This is a genomic window from Pseudomonas sp. Con_6, assembly GCF_059379395.1.
Genome location: NZ_CM182011.1, coordinates 2963459 through 2982168, shown reverse-complemented (window position 1 = coordinate 2982168; position 18710 = coordinate 2963459). Strand labels below are relative to the sequence as shown.

19 protein-coding genes are annotated in these 18710 nt (G+C 65.0%); 8 read left to right on the top strand and 11 right to left on the bottom strand.

Annotated features, from left to right (window positions below; genetic code table 11):
• Nucleotides 1-64 precede the first annotated feature (64 nt).
• The 3 genes from argE to AC5QPF_RS13405 are packed head-to-tail and all read right to left on the bottom strand — an operon-like array spanning nucleotide 65 to nucleotide 3422.
• On the bottom strand, nucleotides 65-1225 hold the full coding sequence (gene argE / locus AC5QPF_RS13415; protein ID WP_494963678.1) for an acetylornithine deacetylase: 1161 nt from the start codon (nucleotides 1223-1225) through the stop codon (nucleotides 65-67).
• A complete protein-coding gene (locus AC5QPF_RS13410) occupies nucleotides 1218-1895 on the bottom strand; it encodes a DUF1028 domain-containing protein (RefSeq protein ID WP_494963677.1) in 678 nt (225 codons plus the stop codon). The genes argE and AC5QPF_RS13410 overlap by 8 nt, the downstream gene beginning before the upstream one ends.
• Before the next feature lie 33 nt (nucleotides 1896-1928).
• Nucleotides 1929-3422 (bottom strand): aldehyde dehydrogenase family protein, encoded by a 1494-nt coding sequence (locus AC5QPF_RS13405; protein ID WP_494963676.1) that lies wholly within the window; start codon nucleotides 3420-3422, stop codon nucleotides 1929-1931.
• Nucleotides 3423-4334: 912 nt separating this feature from the next.
• Here AC5QPF_RS13405 and AC5QPF_RS13400 point away from each other — a divergent pair.
• On the top strand, nucleotides 4335-5651 hold the full coding sequence (locus AC5QPF_RS13400) for an NAD(P)-binding domain-containing protein (RefSeq protein ID WP_494964167.1): 1317 nt from the start codon (nucleotides 4335-4337) through the stop codon (nucleotides 5649-5651).
• Entirely contained in the window at nucleotides 5651-6067 is a 417-nt protein-coding gene (locus tag AC5QPF_RS13395; RefSeq protein ID WP_494963675.1) for a Rid family hydrolase, read from the top strand. Before AC5QPF_RS13400 ends, AC5QPF_RS13395 begins: the two co-directional genes overlap by 1 nt.
• Before the next feature lie 122 nt (nucleotides 6068-6189).
• Here AC5QPF_RS13395 and AC5QPF_RS13390 read toward each other — a convergent pair whose 3' ends face one another.
• The 4 genes from AC5QPF_RS13390 to AC5QPF_RS13375 form a co-directional block, all read right to left on the bottom strand.
• Nucleotides 6190-6795, bottom strand: a complete 606-nt coding sequence (locus AC5QPF_RS13390) for a LysE family transporter (protein WP_494963674.1) — start codon at nucleotides 6793-6795, stop codon at nucleotides 6190-6192.
• A 50-nt stretch (nucleotides 6796-6845) separates the two neighbouring features.
• Entirely contained in the window at nucleotides 6846-7685 is an 840-nt protein-coding gene (locus AC5QPF_RS13385; protein ID WP_494963673.1) for an AraC family ligand binding domain-containing protein, read from the bottom strand.
• Between the two features lie 193 nt (nucleotides 7686-7878).
• Nucleotides 7879-8787 carry a LysR substrate-binding domain-containing protein gene (locus tag AC5QPF_RS13380; RefSeq protein WP_494963672.1) on the bottom strand — a complete coding sequence of 303 codons (909 nt, stop codon included), beginning with the start codon at nucleotides 8785-8787 and terminating at the stop codon, nucleotides 7879-7881.
• A gap of 127 nt (nucleotides 8788-8914) precedes the next feature.
• Nucleotides 8915-9829 (bottom strand): LysR substrate-binding domain-containing protein, encoded by a 915-nt coding sequence (locus AC5QPF_RS13375; RefSeq protein ID WP_494963671.1) that lies wholly within the window; start codon nucleotides 9827-9829, stop codon nucleotides 8915-8917.
• A 197-nt stretch (nucleotides 9830-10026) separates the two neighbouring features.
• Between AC5QPF_RS13375 and AC5QPF_RS13370 the strand changes: the two genes are divergently transcribed.
• The 4 genes from AC5QPF_RS13370 to AC5QPF_RS13355 all read left to right on the top strand — a co-directional run bounded on the left by AC5QPF_RS13370 (nucleotide 10027) and on the right by AC5QPF_RS13355 (nucleotide 13858).
• On the top strand, nucleotides 10027-11367 hold the full coding sequence (locus AC5QPF_RS13370; protein WP_494963670.1) for a C4-dicarboxylate transporter DctA: 1341 nt from the start codon (nucleotides 10027-10029) through the stop codon (nucleotides 11365-11367).
• Between the two features lie 48 nt (nucleotides 11368-11415).
• On the top strand, nucleotides 11416-12315 hold the full coding sequence (gene ttdA / locus AC5QPF_RS13365; RefSeq protein WP_494963669.1) for a L(+)-tartrate dehydratase subunit alpha: 900 nt from the start codon (nucleotides 11416-11418) through the stop codon (nucleotides 12313-12315).
• Entirely contained in the window at nucleotides 12312-12920 is a 609-nt protein-coding gene (ttdB, locus tag AC5QPF_RS13360; RefSeq protein ID WP_494963668.1) for a L(+)-tartrate dehydratase subunit beta, read from the top strand. The genes ttdA and ttdB overlap by 4 nt, the downstream gene beginning before the upstream one ends.
• Before the next feature lie 71 nt (nucleotides 12921-12991).
• Entirely contained in the window at nucleotides 12992-13858 is an 867-nt protein-coding gene (locus AC5QPF_RS13355; RefSeq protein WP_494963667.1) for an isocitrate lyase/phosphoenolpyruvate mutase family protein, read from the top strand.
• Nucleotides 13859-13967: 109 nt separating this feature from the next.
• On the opposite strand, the gene AC5QPF_RS13350 is transcribed toward AC5QPF_RS13355, so the two are convergent.
• From AC5QPF_RS13350 to AC5QPF_RS13335, 4 genes are all read right to left on the bottom strand, one after another.
• Nucleotides 13968-14177 (bottom strand): hypothetical protein, encoded by a 210-nt coding sequence (locus AC5QPF_RS13350; RefSeq protein WP_494963666.1) that lies wholly within the window; start codon nucleotides 14175-14177, stop codon nucleotides 13968-13970.
• A gap of 25 nt (nucleotides 14178-14202) precedes the next feature.
• A complete protein-coding gene (locus tag AC5QPF_RS13345) occupies nucleotides 14203-14463 on the bottom strand; it encodes a hypothetical protein (RefSeq protein ID WP_494963665.1) in 261 nt (86 codons plus the stop codon).
• Entirely contained in the window at nucleotides 14387-15238 is an 852-nt protein-coding gene (locus tag AC5QPF_RS13340; protein WP_494963664.1) for a hypothetical protein, read from the bottom strand. The genes AC5QPF_RS13345 and AC5QPF_RS13340 overlap by 77 nt, the downstream gene beginning before the upstream one ends.
• A gap of 126 nt (nucleotides 15239-15364) precedes the next feature.
• A complete protein-coding gene (locus AC5QPF_RS13335; RefSeq protein WP_494963663.1) occupies nucleotides 15365-16372 on the bottom strand; it encodes an AraC family transcriptional regulator ligand-binding domain-containing protein in 1008 nt (335 codons plus the stop codon).
• Between the two features lie 381 nt (nucleotides 16373-16753).
• Here AC5QPF_RS13335 and AC5QPF_RS13330 point away from each other — a divergent pair, with 381 nt between their 5' ends.
• A complete protein-coding gene (locus AC5QPF_RS13330) occupies nucleotides 16754-17731 on the top strand; it encodes a LuxR C-terminal-related transcriptional regulator (RefSeq protein WP_494963662.1) in 978 nt (325 codons plus the stop codon).
• Nucleotides 17732-17837: 106 nt separating this feature from the next.
• The gene (locus AC5QPF_RS13325) at nucleotides 17838-18707 is read left to right on the top strand and encodes a transporter (protein WP_494963661.1); all 870 of its coding nucleotides are present in this window, start codon (nucleotides 17838-17840) and stop codon (nucleotides 18705-18707) included.
• The last annotated feature ends 3 nt before the right edge of the window (nucleotides 18708-18710 follow it).

Sequence of the window (18710 nt, the reverse complement as noted above, 5' to 3'; positions counted from 1 at the left end):
CTTGCGCCAGACAACCCTGTGGGAGCGGGCATTGTCCGCGATGAGGCCGACACACAGCCCCCATTCACCCCTTGCGCAGGTATCTCGCCAACCGCCCCAGCAACGCCTCACACCCGTCCAACTGCACCAGGCTGACGAACTCGTCCGGCTTGTGCCCCTGATCCATGCTTCCCGGTCCACACACCACCGTGGGAATCCCCGCCTGATCGAACAGCCCGCCCTCGGTACCGAAGGCCACCGTGCCGAAGTCGCTCGACCCGCTGAGCAACGCCAGCAGGCGGGCCGCCTCGCTGTCCGCCGGCGTGGCCAGCCCGGGATAAGCGCTCAATGGCCGCAGGCTGACACCCGTGCCGGCCTGCACCGCTTGCATCTTCGGCAGCAGCTCGGTCTTGGCGAATCGCTCCAGCTCATCCGCCACCCCCTGCGCGTCGAAGCCCGGCAAGGCACGCACCTCGAAGTCGAACTCACATTCCGCCGGCACGATGTTCAACGCCCTGCCGCCCTTGATCACGCCGGTCTGCACCGTGGAAAACGGCGGGTCGAAACGCTCGTCGTGCCGCTCGGGCACTGCAAGGCGCTCACCAATCTCGCCCAGCTTGCCGATCAATCGCGCGGCGTACTCGATGGCATTCACCCCATAGGGCGCGTAGGCCGAATGGCAGGCCGCGCCATGCACCTGGCAACGCATCGCCAGCTTGCCCTTGTGGCCCAGCACCGGCTTGAGCTCAGTGGGCTCGCCGATCAGGCACAGGGTCGGCTTGTGCGGCCGCTGTTCCAGCGCCGCCAGCATCGAGCGCACGCCCAGGCAGCCGACTTCCTCGTCATAGGAGAACGCCAGGTGCACCGGAATACGCAGCGGCTCGGCGAGAAACGCCGGGACAGCGGCCAGCACGCAAGCGATGAAGCCCTTCATGTCGGCGGCGCCACGCCCGTACAGACGGCCGTCCTTCTCACTCATGACGAACGGTTCCACCGTCCAGGCCTGGCCGTCCACCGGCACTACGTCGGTGTGCCCGGACAGCACCACGCCGCCCCGGTCCCGCGGGCCGATAGTCGCGAACAGGTTGGCCTTGGTGCCGTCCTCGTTGTGGAACAACTCGCTATCGACACCCAGCCCGGCGAGGTAATCGCGGATGAAGCCAATCAGCGCCAGATTGGATTCGCGACTGACCGTGGGGAAGGCAATCAGCCGCTCCAGCAGCTCGCGACTGCGCATCTCATTCATCGCCCGGGACCCCATAGCTGGGCGCCGCGGTCGGGTCGAGGGCGCGGGTCACATAGTCCTGCATCTGCGGGCGATAGGCCTGCCACAAGGCATCGAGCTGGCCGATCGGATCTTCATCAGCCCAGTCGACCCGCAGGTCCACCAGCGGCCAGGTCAGTTCGCCGGCCACCTTCAACGCCGCCGAATGCACCGGCCCGGCTTCGCCGCCGGCGGCCATGGCGGCATGCATCGCTGCCAGCAGGCGGTCGGCCAGATGGCCGTGGGCCTGTTCGAAGGCCGCGACCATGGCCTCGATCACATGAACACCGGACAGCAGGTTGCCCGCCGCCGCGCACTGCTCGCCGGCCACGGCGTTGTGTACGCCAAGGGCTTCCTGGCCGGTGAACAGGGCCACGTTGCCGTGGCTGTCGATCACCGTGACCTGGCGGTACTCGCTCCAGCCATTGGCGCCGAGCACCCGCGCCAGCGCCTCCTTGGGCGGCACCTGCTCGCGCTCCAGCAGGTCGAGGATCTGCGGGCCCAGCGCTGGCAGGGTGATGTTTTGCGTCGACACCGCGCCGACCCCGGCCCGCACCCAAGGGCAACGGGCGCCGACGGCGATGCTCGACGAACTGATGGCGATACCGACCTGGCCGGTTTCCGGGCAGCGCCCGATGATGGAAAACGTCATGTACTGCTCCTGAAACAGGTGAAGAAAAGGACATCAGCCGCGCAACTGGAACCAGGTGGTCTTCAGCTGGGTGTACTTGTCGAACGAATGCAGCGACAGGTCGCGGCCGAAGCCGGACTGCTTGCCGCCGCCGAAGGGAATGCTCACGTCGAGGGCATCGACGGTGTTCACCGACACCGTGCCGGCCTTCAGCGCCCGGGCCACACGGTGGGCGCGGTTGAGGTCGTCGCTCCAGACCGAGGCGGCGAGGCCGTAGATACTGTCGTTGGCCAGGGCGATGGCCTGTTCTTCGGTGTCGAAGGCGCTGATCGCCAGCACCGGACCGAAGACTTCCTCGCGGGCCAGGCTCATGTCGTTGTCGACGCCAGCGAAGAGGGTCGGTTCGATGAAGTTGCTGGAGCCGTTGAAGGTCAGCTGACCTCCGCCGCACAACAGGCGGCCGCCCTCCTCTTGCGCCTGGCCGATGGCGCGGGTGATGCGCGCGGTCTGCTCGCTGTCGACGATGGCGCCGGCACGGCTGGCCGGGTCCAGCGGGTCACCGGGCAGCCAGTCGCGGGCCTTGGCCAGCACGCGCTCGATAAACTCATCGTGGATCGAGCGCTGCACGTACAACCGGGAATTGGCCGAGCAGACTTCCCCCTGGTTGAAGAAGATGCCGAAGGCAGCTTTCTCGGCGGCGAGGTCGAGGTCCCGGCAGTCGTCGAAGACCAGGTTCGGGCTCTTGCCGCCGCATTCCAGCCAGACCTGCTTGAGGTTGGACTGCGCGGAGTAGCCCATGAAGTATTTGCCGACCTGGGTCGAGCCGGTGAACACCAGGCAATCGACGTCCGGGTGCAGGCCGAGGGCGCGGCCGGCGCTTTCACCGAGGCCCGGCACGACGTTGAGCACGCCTTCCGGCAGCCCGGCTTCAAGGGCCAGTTGACCCAGGCGCAGGGCGGAAAACGGCGACTGTTCGGCGGGCTTGAGCACCACACTGTTGCCGGCGGCCAGCGCCGGGGCCAGTTTCCAGGCGGCCATGTCCAGGGGGAAGTTCCACGGCACCACTGCGGCGACCACGCCAAGGGCCTCGCGGGTGATGGTGGCCAGGGCGTTGGCGGCGGTGGGCGCGACCTGGTCGTAAAGCTTGTCGAGGGCCTCGCCATACCAGGCGAAGACATGGGCCGAGCCGGGTACGTCGATGTTGAAGGCGTCCATCACCGGCTTGCCCATGTTCAGCGAGTCGAGCAGGGCCAGTTCCTCACGGTGGGCCATGATCAGCTCGGCCAGGCGCTGCAGCACCTTCTTGCGCTCGCCCGGGGCCATGCGTGCCCAGGGGCCGTGCTCGAAGGCACGGCGGGCACTGGCCACGGCCAGGTCCACTTCCGCCTCGCCGCAGGCCGCGACCCTGGCCAGCAACTGGTTGGTGGCGGGGTTGATAGCATCGAAAGTGGCGCCGGACTGCGCGGCGACCTGCCGCCCGCCGATCAGCGCCTTGTCGATGAATGCCTGTCGCGCAGCCTGTTGCTGCCAGTAGCCGAGGTCTTGCACATGCTCTCCCTGAGGACCGTCGCGCGGCCCGTTTGTTGTTGCTGTTCGGGCAGATGGTGCGGGACATGGAGCGGCGGGAAAACGATGAAATATGTGGTTGGGACATAGGAAAAAAATGGTTCATCACGGAATACCGGGAAGCTTTGGGTTTAGTGGCGGTATCGGTATCGCGAGCTTATCCATTGCGGGCGGTGACGCCACCGGCCCCTTCCGCCTCTACGGCGGGTCCATTTTGTCTTGGCAAAATAGACGAAAACCGCTTGCTCCTGCATCCGGCCCTGCGCTGCGCTCCGGGTCCCCTCCCTCCGGCGCCTGCCGGCCTCCTGACGTCGCGAGTTACGGGTGGAAACAAGATCGGCATCGGTAGCCCAACATAACAAGACGCCGCGCTCTTGCTTTTGCTCTTGGTGCGCGAAGGTTCAGACGCCGCAAATTGCGACCTCGGCCGGCCGAGTGGAGGTGTCTTGCGGGGGCAGGTGCGCAGCACCCTTCGGCGAAGCCGAAGCGCGAGGTGAAGACTTGCGAAGCAAGTCGTAGGCCGCGGGCCCACGCGAGGCGCCGGAAGGAGGGGACCCGGAGCGAAGCGCAGGGCCGGCTGTGGGAGCGGGCGGTTTTCGTCCATTTTGCCGCAACAAAATGGACCCGCCGTAAAGGCGGAAGGGGCCGGTGGCGTCACCGCCCGCAATGGATAAGCTCGCGACACCGACACCGACACCGACACCGACACCGACACCGAACATTCAACCCCCAAGTTTCCCGATATACCGTGAAGAACCAAAAAAATGGCCAGCAAGCACAACCACCCCTTCGCCTTTTTATCGGCAATCCCCAGCTAATTACTATTTTCGCGAAAGCACCCGCCCCCCTAGTCTGACTCCCCGAACAAGAACGCCTACAAGACAGGGCATGCACATGACACTGAACAACCTTGACATCGATACCCTCGTGGTCGGCGCCGGCCAGGCCGGCGTGGCCATGAGCGAACACCTGAGCAAGCTGGGCGTGCCGCACCTGGTGCTGGAGCGCAACCGTATCGCCGAAGCCTGGCGCAGCGGACGCTGGGATTCCCTGGTAGCCAACGGCCCGGTCTGGCACGACCGCTTCCCCGGCCTGGAATTCGATCTCGATGCCGATGCCTTCGCCGGCAAGGACCAGGTGGCCGACTACTTCGAAAACTACGTGAAGAAGTACAACCTGCCGATCCGTACCGGCGTCGAGGTGAAGAAGGTGGTGCGCAACGCCGACCGTCCAGGCTTCACCATCGAGACCAGCGAGGGCACGATCCGCGCCAACCGCGTCGTCGCCGCCACCGGTCCGTTCCAGCGCCCGGTGATCCCTTCCATCGCGCCGAACGACGCCGGTCTGCACCAGATCCACTCCGCCGCCTACTTCAACCCGCAGCAGTTGCCAGAGGGCGCCGTGCTGGTGGTCGGTGCCGGCTCCTCCGGGGTGCAGATCGCCGACGAGCTGATGCGCGCCGGACGCAAGGTCTACCTCTCGGTCGGTGCCCACGACCGCCCGCCGCGCAGCTACCGCAACCGTGACTTCTGCTGGTGGCTCGGCGTGCTCGGCGAGTGGGACGCGGAAATCGCCAAGCCCGGTCGCGAGCACGTGACCATCGCCGTCAGCGGCGCACGCGGCGGCCATACCGTGGACTTCCGCGCCCTTGCCCACCAGGGCATGACCCTGGTCGGCCTGACCCAGTCGTTCGCTGGCGGCGTGGCGCGCTTCCAGGACAACCTCGCGGAAAACATCCAGCGTGGCGACGAGAACTACCTGGCCCTGCTGGACGCTGCCGATGCCTATGTCGAGCGCAACGGCCTCGATCTGCCGCTGGAGCCGGAGGCACGCAAGCGCCTGGCCGACCCGGAGTGCGTCACCCACCCGATCCTCGAACTGGACCTGGCCCAGGCCGGCGTCACCTCGGTGATCTGGGCCACCGGCTACGGCCTGGACTTCAGCTGGCTGGCGGTGGACGCCTTCGATGCCAACGGCAAGCCCAAGCACCAGCGCGGCGTGTCCAGCGAGCCGGGCGTGTACTTCGTCGGCCTGCCATGGCTGTCGCGCCGCGGCTCGTCGTTCATCTGGGGCGTGTGGCACGACGCCAAGCATGTCGCCGGGCATATCGCCACCCAGCGCACCTACCTGGCCTACCAGGACAAGGACCAGCGCGAGGCTGCCGCCCACACTCAATCATCTGAAAAAGCCAGTCTCATGGGAGTCAACTGATGCCAACGCATACCCGCATCCGCATGTTCAACACCAAGGTCACCTACCCCAACCAGACCCTGGACAACGACCTGTGCCAGGCGGTCCGCGCCGGCAACACCATCTACGTGCGCGGCCAGGTCGGCACCGACTTCGAGGGTAACCTGGTGGGCCTGGGCGACCCGCGGGCACAGGCCGAGCAGGCGATGAAGAACGTCAAGCAGTTGCTCGAAGAAGCTGGCTCGGACCTGTCGCATATCGTCAAGACCACCACCTACATCACCGACCCGCGCTTCCGTGAGCCGGTGTACCGGGAAGTGGGCAAGTGGCTCAAGGGCGTGTTCCCGATCTCCACCGGGCTGGTGGTAGCCGGGTTGGCGCAGGCGGAGTGGCTGATGGAGATCGATGTGATCGCGGTGGTACCGGACGAGGCATGAGATCGCTGGGGCCGCTGTGCGGCCCTTTCGCCGGCAACGCCGGCTCCCACAGGTTTTGCGGTGTTCGCGATCTTTGTGGGAGCCGGCGTTGCCGGCGATGGACCGCGCAGCGGTCCCCGAACTCAACTGAACATCCCGACCCACACCGACACCACCAGCAGCACCGCCATACCCCGATTGAACCGCTGCACCGCCACCGCCGAACGCAGCACCCGCGCCGCCCCCACCCCAAGCACGGCCCACAGCGCCAGACACGGCAGCGCCACCAGCAGGAAGACCCCGGCATACAGGCAATAGGTCGCCATCCCCGCCCCCACTCCGACGAAGACGCTGACCACCGACAGGGCCATGATCCAGGTCTTCGGATTGACCAGTTGCAGCCCCGCACCCTGCAAGGCACCCAGGCGTCGATGGCCCTCGTCCCCTTCCAGCGCGCTGGCCGGCGCGCGAAACAATTGCCAGCCAAGCCAGCTGATCCAGGCCAACCCGGCCCAGCTCATGACCTGCTGCAGGACCGGATAACGCAGAAACACCTCGCCCAGTCCCAGCCCCACCACGACCACCAACCCTGCCGCCCCCAGCGCCGCGCCGAGCACCAGCGGCATCGCGGCCAGCAGTCCGCGACTGATGGCACTGCCCAGGATCAGCAGGTTGGTCGGACCGGGGGTGATTGAAGCAACGAAGGCGAAAACCACGAAAGGCAGCAGTTGCACGAGGGAGACATTCATCAAGGCAGTTCCAGGCAGTTTGACTGGAATCGATTGTGCGAACCCCGCCCTCAGCCGTCTTGAAGGTTTGTGCAGATCTTGCGGTAAGTGGCCGGGGTCAGGCCGTAGGCGCGGCGGAACCAGCGACCGAGGTGGCTCTGGTCGGCAAAACCGAGGTCCATGGCCACCGCCGCTGGCGACCAGCCAGCTGCCAGCAGGCGCCGTGCACGGGCCAGGCGCAGTTGCACCAGGTAGGCATGGGGTGCCAGGCCGAATGCGCGCTTGAATGCACGGGTCAGGCGGAAGCGGTCGACACCGCAGGCACGGGCCAGGTCGTCGAGGTTGATGTCGCTGCGAAAATGCTCCTGCAGGTAGTCACGGGCACGCAGGGCCACGGCGGGCATGCGCGGGTCGGCGGTGTCGCGGGCACGCCAGACCAGTTGCCGGGACAGGCGTTCGAGCAAGGCGTCGAGGCTGGCCTGACGCAGCATGCGCGGCTCGTCGCCGTGCAGGGTGCGGAAGGCGTTGGCGATGAACGGCAGCAGGTCAGGCTCGCTAGGCAGGGTGCGGTCGACAGCGGGCCGCCAGTGATCAGGGGCATTGGCGAACAGCCCGCGCATTTCCCGCTCGATCCACTGCGGGTCGAGATAGAGCATCGAATAGGTGAAGCCCCCCGGGGTCGGCGCATGGCCGTCGTGGAGCTCTCCCGGTTCGAGGACGAAGACCTGGCCGGCAGTGCTGCTGTGCAGCTGCTTGCGGCAGTTGAACTGCTGCACGCCCTGCTCAGTGAAGCCGACGAGGTAGCTGTCATGCCAGTGCGGATCGTAGGCATGGCCTTCGAAGTGGGCACGGATGGTCTCGATGCCGCTTTCAGGGTCTTGCCTGACGTTGATCCAGCTGTTGGGGGTCATGGGCGGTCAGGAGATGGATGGAGTGGGTCATCTTATGCCCGGGGGAAATGCCGTGTCTGGAAGATTTGTGCAGGGGGACCGCTGCGCGGTCCAACCGCCGGCAACGCCGGCTCCCACAGGGGTCGGTGGCGCCTGCGGACCTTGTGGGAGCCGGCGTTGCCGGCGAAAGGCCCGCACAGCGGGCCCGGGGAGCTCAAGCCAGGCGCGCCAGTTCCTCCCGGCAGAAATCCACGAACAACTGCGCCGGCCGGGTCAACTGCACGCGCTTGAGCCGCGCGGCCACCAGGCCCGAGGTCTCCACCGGCTCGGTGATGTCCACCGCCACCACCTTCTGCCCGTCATAGGTGCATTCGGAGCTCGGCCGGGTCACCAGCAGGGAAAAGCCGAAGCCCTGCCCCACCATGCCGCGCACCATCTCGATCGACGGCGAGCTGAAGACGATGTTCGGCGTCAGCCCCAGCTCGTTGAACAGGCTGACGAAGTAGGTCCGGCTCGGCGCCACGTCCAGCAGGATCATCGGCTCCGGGCACAGATCACGCAGCGACACCTGGCTCTGGCTGGCGAAGCGATGCTTGTGCGGCAGCAGCACGTAGGGCTTCTGCGGCGGCATCAGCGGCTCGGTCTCGATGGTGTTGTCCAGGTAGTGGTCGTAGAGAAAGGCCAGGTCGAAGGCCCCGGAGGTCAGGCCCTGGATCAACTCCTGCTGCTCGCCGTCGCGCAGGCGGATATCGACACCCGGATAGCGCTCGCGAAAACCCGCGATCAGCCGCGGCAGGTACAACGGCGCAACGGTCTCGAACACGCCGATATCGATCTGCCCGGCCACAGTGTCGTTGTCGGCCAGGGCGTTCTGCTCGAACTCCCGAGCCATCTGCAGCAGGGCCTTGGTCTTGCTGTAGAAGCGCTTGCCGCTGGGGGTCAGGGACACGCCCTGGGCGTGATGGCGGATGAACAGCTGTACGCCGAAGCTTTCTTCCAGCCCCTTGATCGCCGTGGAAATCGACGGCTGGGCGATGTACAGCTGGCGCGAGGCCTCGGCAACGCTGCCGGCCTCCACGGTGGTGACGAAGTACTTGAGTTGTCGCAAGGTGTAGGAAGCCACGTGAACTTCTCCTGGCTGCCGGCAGCTTCCCGCAGCGTGGTAAGACATTTGACTCATCACCTTACCCTAGCCGCCGAAGGAGCCCACCGATGATTTTCCTGCCTGCAAACGATATTTTTCCTTCGCCCTACTGCCAGGCTTCCGGTCCCTGGGCATTGCGCTCGAAGAAGTCACGCAGGTGTTCGATGAAGAACGACACCTTGGCCGACAGGTTGAGCCGCTCCAGGTACACCGCATAAATATCCGCCGGCGGCGTTTCGTAGTCTCCCAGCACTTCCACCAACTCGCCGGAGCGCAGGTAGCGGGCCAGGTTCCACTCAGCCCGCATCAGGATGCCGTGTCCTTCCAGCGCCCAGTTCAGCGCCACCTCGCCGTCGTTGGTGCTGAGACTGCCACGCACCTTCACCGATTCCGCCTGCTTGCCCCGGTTCAGGCGCCAACTGCCAAACGCCGCCTCGTTCTGGCGCAGGACGATGCAGGCATGCTCCGCCAGGTCCCGTGGCGTCAGGGGAACGCCGTGGCGTTCCAGGTAGGCTGGCGATGCACACAAGCGCCGCCGGTTGCTGGCGATCTTGCGCGCGATCAGCCGCGAGTCCGGCAGATCGCCGAAACGGATGGCCACATCGATGGCATCGTCCGGCAGGTTGATCGGCCGGTCGGTGAGCTGCAGTTGCACTTCCACTTCCGGATGCCGTTGCACGAACGTGGAAATCGCCGGCCCGACATGGGTGCGCCCGAAGCCCAGCGGCGCATTGACCCGCAACAGTCCCTTGGGCTCGGCGCGACTGCTGGAGACCTGGCGCTCAAGCTCTTCGATCTCGCCAAGGATGCGCTGGGCATTGACCAGATACATCTCGCCCTCGGCGGTGAGGCTGATGCTGCGCGTGGTGCGATTGAGCAGGCGCACACCGAGGCGTTGCTCCAGTTGCGCAAGACGCTTGGAAACCGCCGGCGGTGTCAGGTTCAGTTCCCGAGCCGTGGCCGTGAGGCTGCCCACACGCACCAGTTGGGCAAAAAAAGCCAATTCCGAGACCGGGCTCATTAGTAACCCCAGGTAAACAATGAAGTGAATTTCATTGTATTACCACATTTCATAAAAAGCCTTACCTTTCCCTCCCGTGATTACCCCACGAAAACTGGGCTATCCCGTTGCCCCGATCTGCCTGATCGCAGCGGCGCGACAAGCCCGGCCGACAAGAAAAAATCCGACTCACAACAATAAAGCGGAGAAATACGGCCATGAAAGTTCTAGGCAAGTTGTATGTGCAGGTGTTGATCGGCGTCAGCATCGGTATTGCGCTCGGTGTGTTCTGGCCCGAAGTCGGCGTCGACCTCAAGCCCCTGGGCGATGCGTTCATCAAGCTGATCAAGATGGTCTTCGCGCCGATCATCTTCGCCACGGTGGTGCTCGGCATCGCCAAAATGGAAAACATGAAGGAGCTGGGCCGGGTCGGCGCACGGGCACTGATCTACTTCGAAGTGCTCTCCACCTTCGCCCTGGTCCTGGGCCTGGTGGTGGTCAACCTGGTGCAACCCGGCCAGGGCATGAACGTCGATCCGGCGACCCTGGATACCAAGAGCATCGCCAGCTATACCTCGGCGGCGGCGGCCGGTTCCGGCAGCTTTACCGACTTTCTCCTGCATATCATCCCGGCCAGCGTCACGGACGCCTTCGCCAAGAACGAGATCCTGCCAATCCTGCTGTTCTCTAGCCTGCTCGGTATCGCCCTGTCCCATCTGGGCGAACGTGGCAAGCCGGTGGTGGACGTGCTGGAGAGTTTCTCTCATGGCATGTTCCATATCGTCGGCATGGTGATGCGCGTCGCCCCGCTGGCTGCTTGCGGCGCCATGGCGTTTACAGTGGGCAAGTACGGACTGGGTTCGATCGTATCCCTCGGCAAGTTGATGGCGACCATGTACATCACCTGCTTCCTGTTCGTGGTGATCGTGCTGGGCTTCGTCGCGCGCCTGTCCGGCTTCAGCCTGTGGAAATTCCTCAAGTACCTGAAGGAAGAGCTGTTCACCGTGCTTGGCACCAGCTCCTCCGAGTCCGTTGTGCCGCAACTGATGGGCAAGCTGGAAAAGGCCGGAGTGTCCAAACCAGTGGTAGGCCTGGTGATTCCGTCGGGGCTGACCTTCAACCCCGACGGCCAATGCATCTACTACACCATGGCAGCCATATTCATCGCCCAGGCGACCAACACACCTTTGAGCCTGACCGACCAGTTGATCGTGCTTGGCGTTCTGTTGCTGACCTCCAAGGGCTCGGCGGGAGTGACCGGCTCCGGCTTCATCACCTTGGCCGCGACCCTGGCCTCCCTCGGCAGCATCCCGGTCGCGGGCATGGTCCTGCTTCTGGGCGTCGACCGTTTCATGTCCGAAGCCCGCGCCATCACCAACACCATCGGCAACGCCGTCGGCACCCTGGCCATCGCCAAGTGGGTCGGAGCGCTGGACAGCGCCCGGCTCGAAAGGGTCCTCGACGGTCATTGCGAGCCGGCAGCGCAACGCGCCGAAGCGATCACCACACAGCCCGAAAGCCAAACCGTGAAGCCGGCGACCACCGCCAGTGGTGCCTGACCCGCACCCGAACCAACCCGCCTTGTGATGCCGTTAAGGAGAATAAACGTGGAAAGAGAAGAAGCCGTTCAATCATTGACCGATACCCTGGCGAAGTTCACCGCCTACATCGGAAAACGCCTGCCCAAGGACGTCAAGGAGAAAACCGCCAAGCTGCGCGCGGCAGAAACCAACCCGCTGGCCATCGCCGTGTACGACTCGATGGCCGAGAACCAGGACTACGCCGACAAGCTGAACCGACCAAGCTGCCAGGACACCGGTGTGATCCAGTACTTCATATCGGCCGGCGCGCGCTTCCCGCTGCTAGGCGAGCTGGAAGGCATCCTCGAGAACGCGACCAAGGAAGCAACCATCCAGGGCCCTCTACGGCATAACGCCGTGGAAACCTTCGTCGAGAAGAACACCGGCACCAACACCGGCTCGAAAATCCCCTGGCTGGACTGGGAAATCCTCCCGGACGCCGACTACGCCATCGTCGATGTGTACATGGCCGGTGGCGGCTGCACCCTGCCCGGCTCGGCCAAGGTCCTGATGCCCGGCCAAGGCTACGAAGGCGTCACCGAGTTCGTCTTTGACGTGATCACCTCGCGGGGCATCAATGCCTGCCCGCCGCTGCTGGTTGGCGTTGGCGTGTCCACCTCCGTGGAAACCGCGGCACGCCTGTCAAAGCGAGCGATCCTGCGTGAAGTGGATTCCAGCCACCCGAATGAAAGTGCCGCGCTGATGGAAAAACTGCTGGAAGACGGCCTCAACGAAATCGGTATCGGTCCCCAGGGACTGACCGGTAACAGCAGCGTGATGGGGGTGAACATCGAGTCCTCGGCGCGCCACCCATCAACCATCGGCGTGGCAGTGTCCACCGGTTGCTGGGCCCACCGCCGCGGCAAGATCCGCATCAATGCCGACCTGTCCTACGACATCCTTTCCCACGAAGGTGTAGTCCTGTGAAAAAGATCCTCAGCACCCCAATCAAAGACGAAGACCTGGCCACGCTCAACGTGGGTGATGTGGTCTACCTCACCGGCCAGCTGGTCACCTGCCGCGACGTCGCGCACCGCCGCTTGATCGAACTCGGCCGCGAGTTGCCGGTGGACCTGCGCGGTGGCGCGATCTTCCACGCCGGCCCCATCGTCAGGAAGAGGGACGATGGCAGCTTCGAAATGGTCTCCATCGGCCCGACCACCAGCATGCGCATGGAGAAATTCGAGAAGGAATTCATCGAGCAGACCGGCGTCAAGCTGATCGTCGGCAAGGGCGGCATGGGCCCGGAAACCACCACCGGTTGCCTGGAGAACAAGGCCGTGCATGCAGTATTCCCCGGTGGCTGCGCGGTGTTGGCGGCGACCAAGGTGGAAGAGATCGAGCGCGCCGAATGGCAGGATCTGGGCATGCCGGAAACCTTGTGGGTCAATCGCGTGCGGGAGTTCGGCCCATTGATCATTTCCATCGATACCAAGGGCAACAACCTGTTCGAGCAGAACAAGCAGCGCTTCAACGAACGCAAGGGCTCGGTGATCGAGAAGATCAACGCCCAAGTGCGCTTCATCAAGTAAGACGGTACCGGCCAGGGCCCACGCCGCCCTGGCCGATTCCCCCTTCTTTCACGGAACAACGAGAAATCGCCATGTACCCAGCCAGTCATCATGCACTGCGCGAGACCTTCCGTGGCCTGCTCGCTAGCCAGGTCTGCCATCGCACCGCCTCGGTATTCGATCCGCTCTGCGCCCGCATCGCCGCCGACCTGGGTTTCGAGGTCGGCATCCTCGGCGGATCGGTAGCCTCGCTACAGGTACTCGGTGCGCCGGATATCGCCCTGCTGAGCCTCGGCGAATTCGTCGAACAGGCCACCCGTATCGGCCGGGTCGCGCGCCTGCCGGTGATCGCCGATGCCGACCACGGCTACGGAAATGCCCTCAATGTCATGCGCTGCGTCACCGAACTGGAACGGGCCGGGGTCGCCGCGTTGACCCTGGAGGACACCTTGCTGCCGGCACGCTTCGAGGAGCCGTTGGCGGAGCTGATCAGTGTCGATGAAGGCGTCGGCAAACTGCGTGCGGCACAGCGGGCGCGACAGGATCGCAGCCTGGCGCTGATCGCCAGGACCCATGCCGGGGCCCAGTCACTGGCGCAGTTGATTCAACGTACGCGCGCTTACCAGGCGGCCGGGGCGGACGCTATCTGCCTGGTCGGCGTGCGAGACTTCGAGCAGCTCGACGCGATTGCCGAGGGCATGCAGGTCCCCTTGATGCTGGTGACCTACGCGGGTCAGCAGCATTGGGATGAACAGCGGCTGGCAGGGCGCGGCGTAAGGCTCGTGGTGGATGGACATGCGGCGTGTTTCGCGGCGATCAAGGCCACCTACGACACCTTGCGGGCCCAGCGCGGGCTTGCCACAGAGGCTGAGCTCAAGCCCACGGAACTGGTTGCCAGGTACAGCCTGGCCGAGGAGTACCTGGGGCTGGCGCGGGAATACATGGGGGTCATTGCCTGAACGAAGCCTCGGGCCTATCCCGGCCCATTGCCGCCGCACTGGTGTAGCTCTTGCTCAGTTCACCTTCGACGAAGGTGTAGGTTAGCTGGCCCGCGTTCAGGCCCTGGCTCTAATAGTTGCTGAGCTGGGTCACGTAGGCGTTGCGGTCGCTGGTCTGGCGCGCCAGTTCGATCAGGTCCAACTGCGACTTGCCGTCGGCCAGCACGGTCAGGTTGAAGGTCTTGGCCAGGGCAGCTGAGGCAGAGGCATATACCGACTGCTCGAAAGGCTCGACGAACAGCGCGATGTTCTTCAGTTTTTTCTCGTTGAACAACAGCACCTGGGTGAATTTGTGACCGATAAAGTCAACATTGTCGGTGCGTTTCAGGACCTTTCGTACCGCAGCGCACCAGCCGCAGTACCGGCGGGCCCACGGGCCGCGGAGCGACCTGACGCTTCTCGGTCAGCTGGCGCAACTGCGCCTCCAGCCGGTCGGCCTCGGTGGCCAACTGGCGCAGGGCTTCGGCCAGCGCCTGTGCGGATTCGCGGTCAGCGGGCGCCGGTTCCCGGGCCAGGCAGCGCATCAGGTCGTGGTAGCGACGAATCAGGGTCTTGAACAGCAGCATCTGTACCTCCGTCATCCTGTTGAAGGTCATGTATTCGTGCCTCCAGCTGCCGTGCCCCGTCCAGCAGGGCCTCGCTGGCAGCACGTGCCTGGCGCGAGCGCCAGGCCGAGGCAAAGGCCAGGCGCTGAACGTCCGACAGCGCCGCGTCGAGCGACTCGACTCCGCGCGCCTGAGCCTCGCAGGCCACACCGATGGACAGCGCACGCTCCTCGATGGTGCTCGCCGCCGCCGTGATCCCGGCCAGGGCCAGGTTGGCGTCGTAGGTCTGGTCGCGGCCCTGGCGAGCCAGCACCCGCAGCTCCTGGCTGGGCTCGGCCTGTACGACTCCGGCATCCTGCACCCGGCGCTCCACACAGCGAAAAGCCATCAGCGTGGCACTGAGCCCGGCCTGGCCCTGGGTCGCCAGGCGCATCGACTGGCGCGACTCGCTGCCGACCAGGCGGGCATCGTCTTCCAGCTGCCGGCTTTCCACCTTGATCTGCACCAGCGCCGCGCCGACCTCATCGAGCTTGCGCTGTTGTTGTTGCAGTGCCGTGTCGCATTCGTTGCCGAGGGTGCCGACCTGATGGGCCAACCCGGCCAGGCGTTCCAGTTCTTCGCGCAGTTCGCCCAGGCAGCGCTGGCTGTCGCGTTGCAACTGCTCGCTACGCTGACGCAGACGCCGGGCTTCGGCGCGCTGCTCGCGCAGACGTCCGCGCAGGCGCCAGCCGACGGCGAACAGCACAGGCAGGAGGATCAACAGGGCATCAGTCAGGGAGGGGATGAAACCGGGCATGCGGGCGGAAGGTCCTTCGACGGCTGCGCAAACGTGTGCGTCATAGTGTGGCCGGTTTTCCCCGTCCTTGGAGGGGGAACGCATCGAGGGATAAATGAATGCGCCCCGGGGATAAACGAAAGCCGCTCAGGCCCGTCCTTGCTCGCGATAACGTCCCGGGCCCATGCCGAACCAGCGCTCGCAAGCCTTGTTGAACGCGCTTTGGTGGCGAAAGCCGACCTGATAGGCGATCTGCTTGAAACTTAACTCACTGTTGCGTAGCAGGTGATGGCTGTCCCGCAACCGCACTTCGTCCAACAGGCGCAGGAAGCTGTGGCCCTCGCTTTCCAGGCCGCGGCTGAGGCGATGCGGGCTGAGGACAAGGGCCTCGGCCACCGCTGCCAGGGTCACCGTGCGGCCCTGGGCCAGTTGCTCGCTGATCACCCCGCGGACCTTCAGGCTGAGTCGTTCGCCGCCGACCTCGCGCTGCCAGCGCGCCAGGTATTCGCTATGCACCGCATGCAGCAGCGGGTCGTGACTGGCAACCACCAGGGCGGCATCGGCATGGCTGAACAGCAAGGCATTCTGCGACGCGCCGTAGTGGATGTTCGCGCCGTACACCCGCTCGCAGGCGCGGTCATCTGTGGGCTGTGCATAGCTCAGTTCGGCGTGCAGGGGCCGGATCGTCCGTCCCGGCACCAGCCAGTTGAGCAGGCCCAGGGTGATCGCCGCCACCGCGTCGATGAACACCCGTGCCAGCGGGTGCTGTCCGGGGCTGGTCTGGACGCCGACCAGGCGCACGCCTTCGACCCGTTCCTCGACGAACAGGCAGAAACCGGTGCCCACCAGTTGATGATGCTCGGCCAGGCTGACCAGCACGCTCTTCAGGGTCGGGCTGGACATGACTGCGTAGCCCAGCGGCCCGAGATTGGCCGGATGGGCGTAGTCGAAAGCACGCAGGCCGATGCCTGGGTCGCCACTCAAGACGCAGGCCTGGGCAAACACGCCGTCGAGGGTCGCGAGGGGAATGAAGTCTGGGCCGGACGCGCCCAGCAACGGCTCGGCGAGGCGTTGGCAGAGGTCACGGACGGCGGGCTGGGCGCCACCCAGCGCAGTGATCAGGGCGCTGGCGAAGGCCCGGGAAACGGTAGGCATACAGGAATCCGAAGAGCGAAGGAGTCAAGCGTATTCAACGTCAGTCATATGACCACCGCTGGAGCATTTGACTCAATTGATCGTCGTCGGATCGTCGATCTTTAGTGGCGTAAGGCTTTTCCCGAGCGGGCTGGAGCGAGCCTAGGGAAAACCATCAAACTTGGCCCGACACAGGAAGTCATCGCATGACTGCGGTTCATGCAACCACTCGATCCTGGCAGCGACGAACAAGCACCCTGCCATCCTGCATCTGTAGGATAGTGAATGATCGGCATTGCGCCGACACTCTCAACAGGCCCTGCCAACGTCCCCCGGGACGCTACGGTCCTTCTCGAACCCCTGACGAAACCAATAAGAACAGTCGCACAGAGGTACCCGCCAATGACCCGGCACGCACCCGCTCCCGCCCGTCTGTTGCAGGCCTTCAGCGCCATGACCCTGGAACTGCAGCGCCTGGCGCAGAACAACGACATCGAGGACTTCCACCAGCCCGCCCTGGACTGCATCGCCCGGTTGCTGCCCTTCACCAGTGCCTGGTGGGGCCGCGCGGCGCTGATCGACGGACTGCCCGAGGAACACAGCTCATACCTGTACAACCTGCCGGCCAGCTACCTGCCGGACTGGCAGTCGATCCGCCATGTCGACGTCACCGTCAGTCGCGTCCATGCACGACCCGGTCATTCGGTCATCATCGACATGGCCGACCCGGCCAACGGCACCGGCCTCAACTGGCTCGGCGACACCTATGGCATCGGCGAGCTGCTGTGCGTGGTGACCATCGATCCGCAGACCCGACTCAGCGACCACCTGGCCCTGTACCGCGCCCCGGACGCACCGCGCTTCAACGAACAGGATCAGTTGATCCTCGACAACGCCATGCTGCACCTGGTGGCGGCGGTGTCGGCCAACCATATCCGTACCCTGGTGGCCAAGCGCGAGTCGCTGACGCCCTCGCGCAACCTGGCCCTGGCCGTGTGCGACCAGCGCGGCACCCTGCACTGCGCGGAAACCGGCTTCGTCGACCTGCTGCTAGGGGAATGGCCGGACTGGAGTGGTCCGCTGCTGCCGGTGACGCTGGATGCCCGCGGGCATGACGGCAAGCACCTGCATATCGAAGCCTCGGCGGTAGGCGACCTGTTTCTCCTCGCCGCCCGCGCCCGCACGCCGCTGGCGCAGTTGAGCCCGCGGGAAAACGATGTGGCCCAGGGCTTCGGCGAGGGCAAGACCTACAAGGAAATTGCCCGCGACCTGGGCATGTCGCCGAACACCGTGCGTCACCATATCCGTGCCATCTACCACAAGCTCGGGGTCAACGATAAGACCCGCATCGCCCATCTGCTGCACGCCCCGCCCGACTGACCCACAGCGCTGATCCAACCCTTTCGCTTAGCCGGCCCCGCGCCGGTGACGGCCTCGCTTTGCCTGCCATTCGCCCACAACAACACCAAAAAGAGACGCAATGCCCATGACCCACACCGCCCTCCGCGCCCTGGCGCTCGCCTGCGGCCTGTCGAGCCTGCACGCCACCGCCGCCGACCTTAACGCCCGCGACTTCTTCGGCGCGCCCTCCGGCACCAGCCTCGGCGTGCTGTACCTGCCGGCCACCCGTGCCGGCGACTTCCACGGCCCGGCCGACAGCACCGGCAAGGCCGAGCTGAAGGTCAATGCCGTGGCCTACCGCCAGGTGTTCTTCACCGACCTCTGCGGCACTCTGTGCACCCCGCAGTTCATCGTGCCCTTCGCCGATATCGACGCGCGCCTGCCCGGAGCGACGCAGCACACCGGGGAAAGCGGCTTCGGCGATCCACAGGTGGGCGGCACGCTGTTCTTCATCAATGACGCGGCGTCGCGCACCTACAGCGGCCTGCTGACCCTGATCACCCTGCCCGTTGGCGAATACCATGGGCAGAACCCCGACGTCTCGCCGGGGGCCAACCGCTGGGGCGCCACCTTCGTCTACAACTACACCCAGGGCGTCGGCGAAAACTGGGTGCTGGAGGCCAACCTCGAAGCCCAGCTCTATGGCAAGAACGACGACTACTTCGGCGCCGACCTCAAGCAGGATCCGCTGTATCGCCTGCAAGCCTTCGCCTCCTACGACTTCACCCCCGCCACCTATGGCGCCCTGCGCCTGATCCATGCCGATGGCGGCGAGTTGCGCATCAATGACCAGCGTATCGACGACACCCACAAGCGCTATACCCAGGTGGGCTTCGAGGTGGGTCATTGGCTGGACAAGCAGAACCAGGTGATGTTCAGCCTCTCGCAGAACGTTGCGACCGATAACGGTTACCACGGTACCGACGCGTTGCTGCGTCTGGTCCACGTCTTCTGAGCC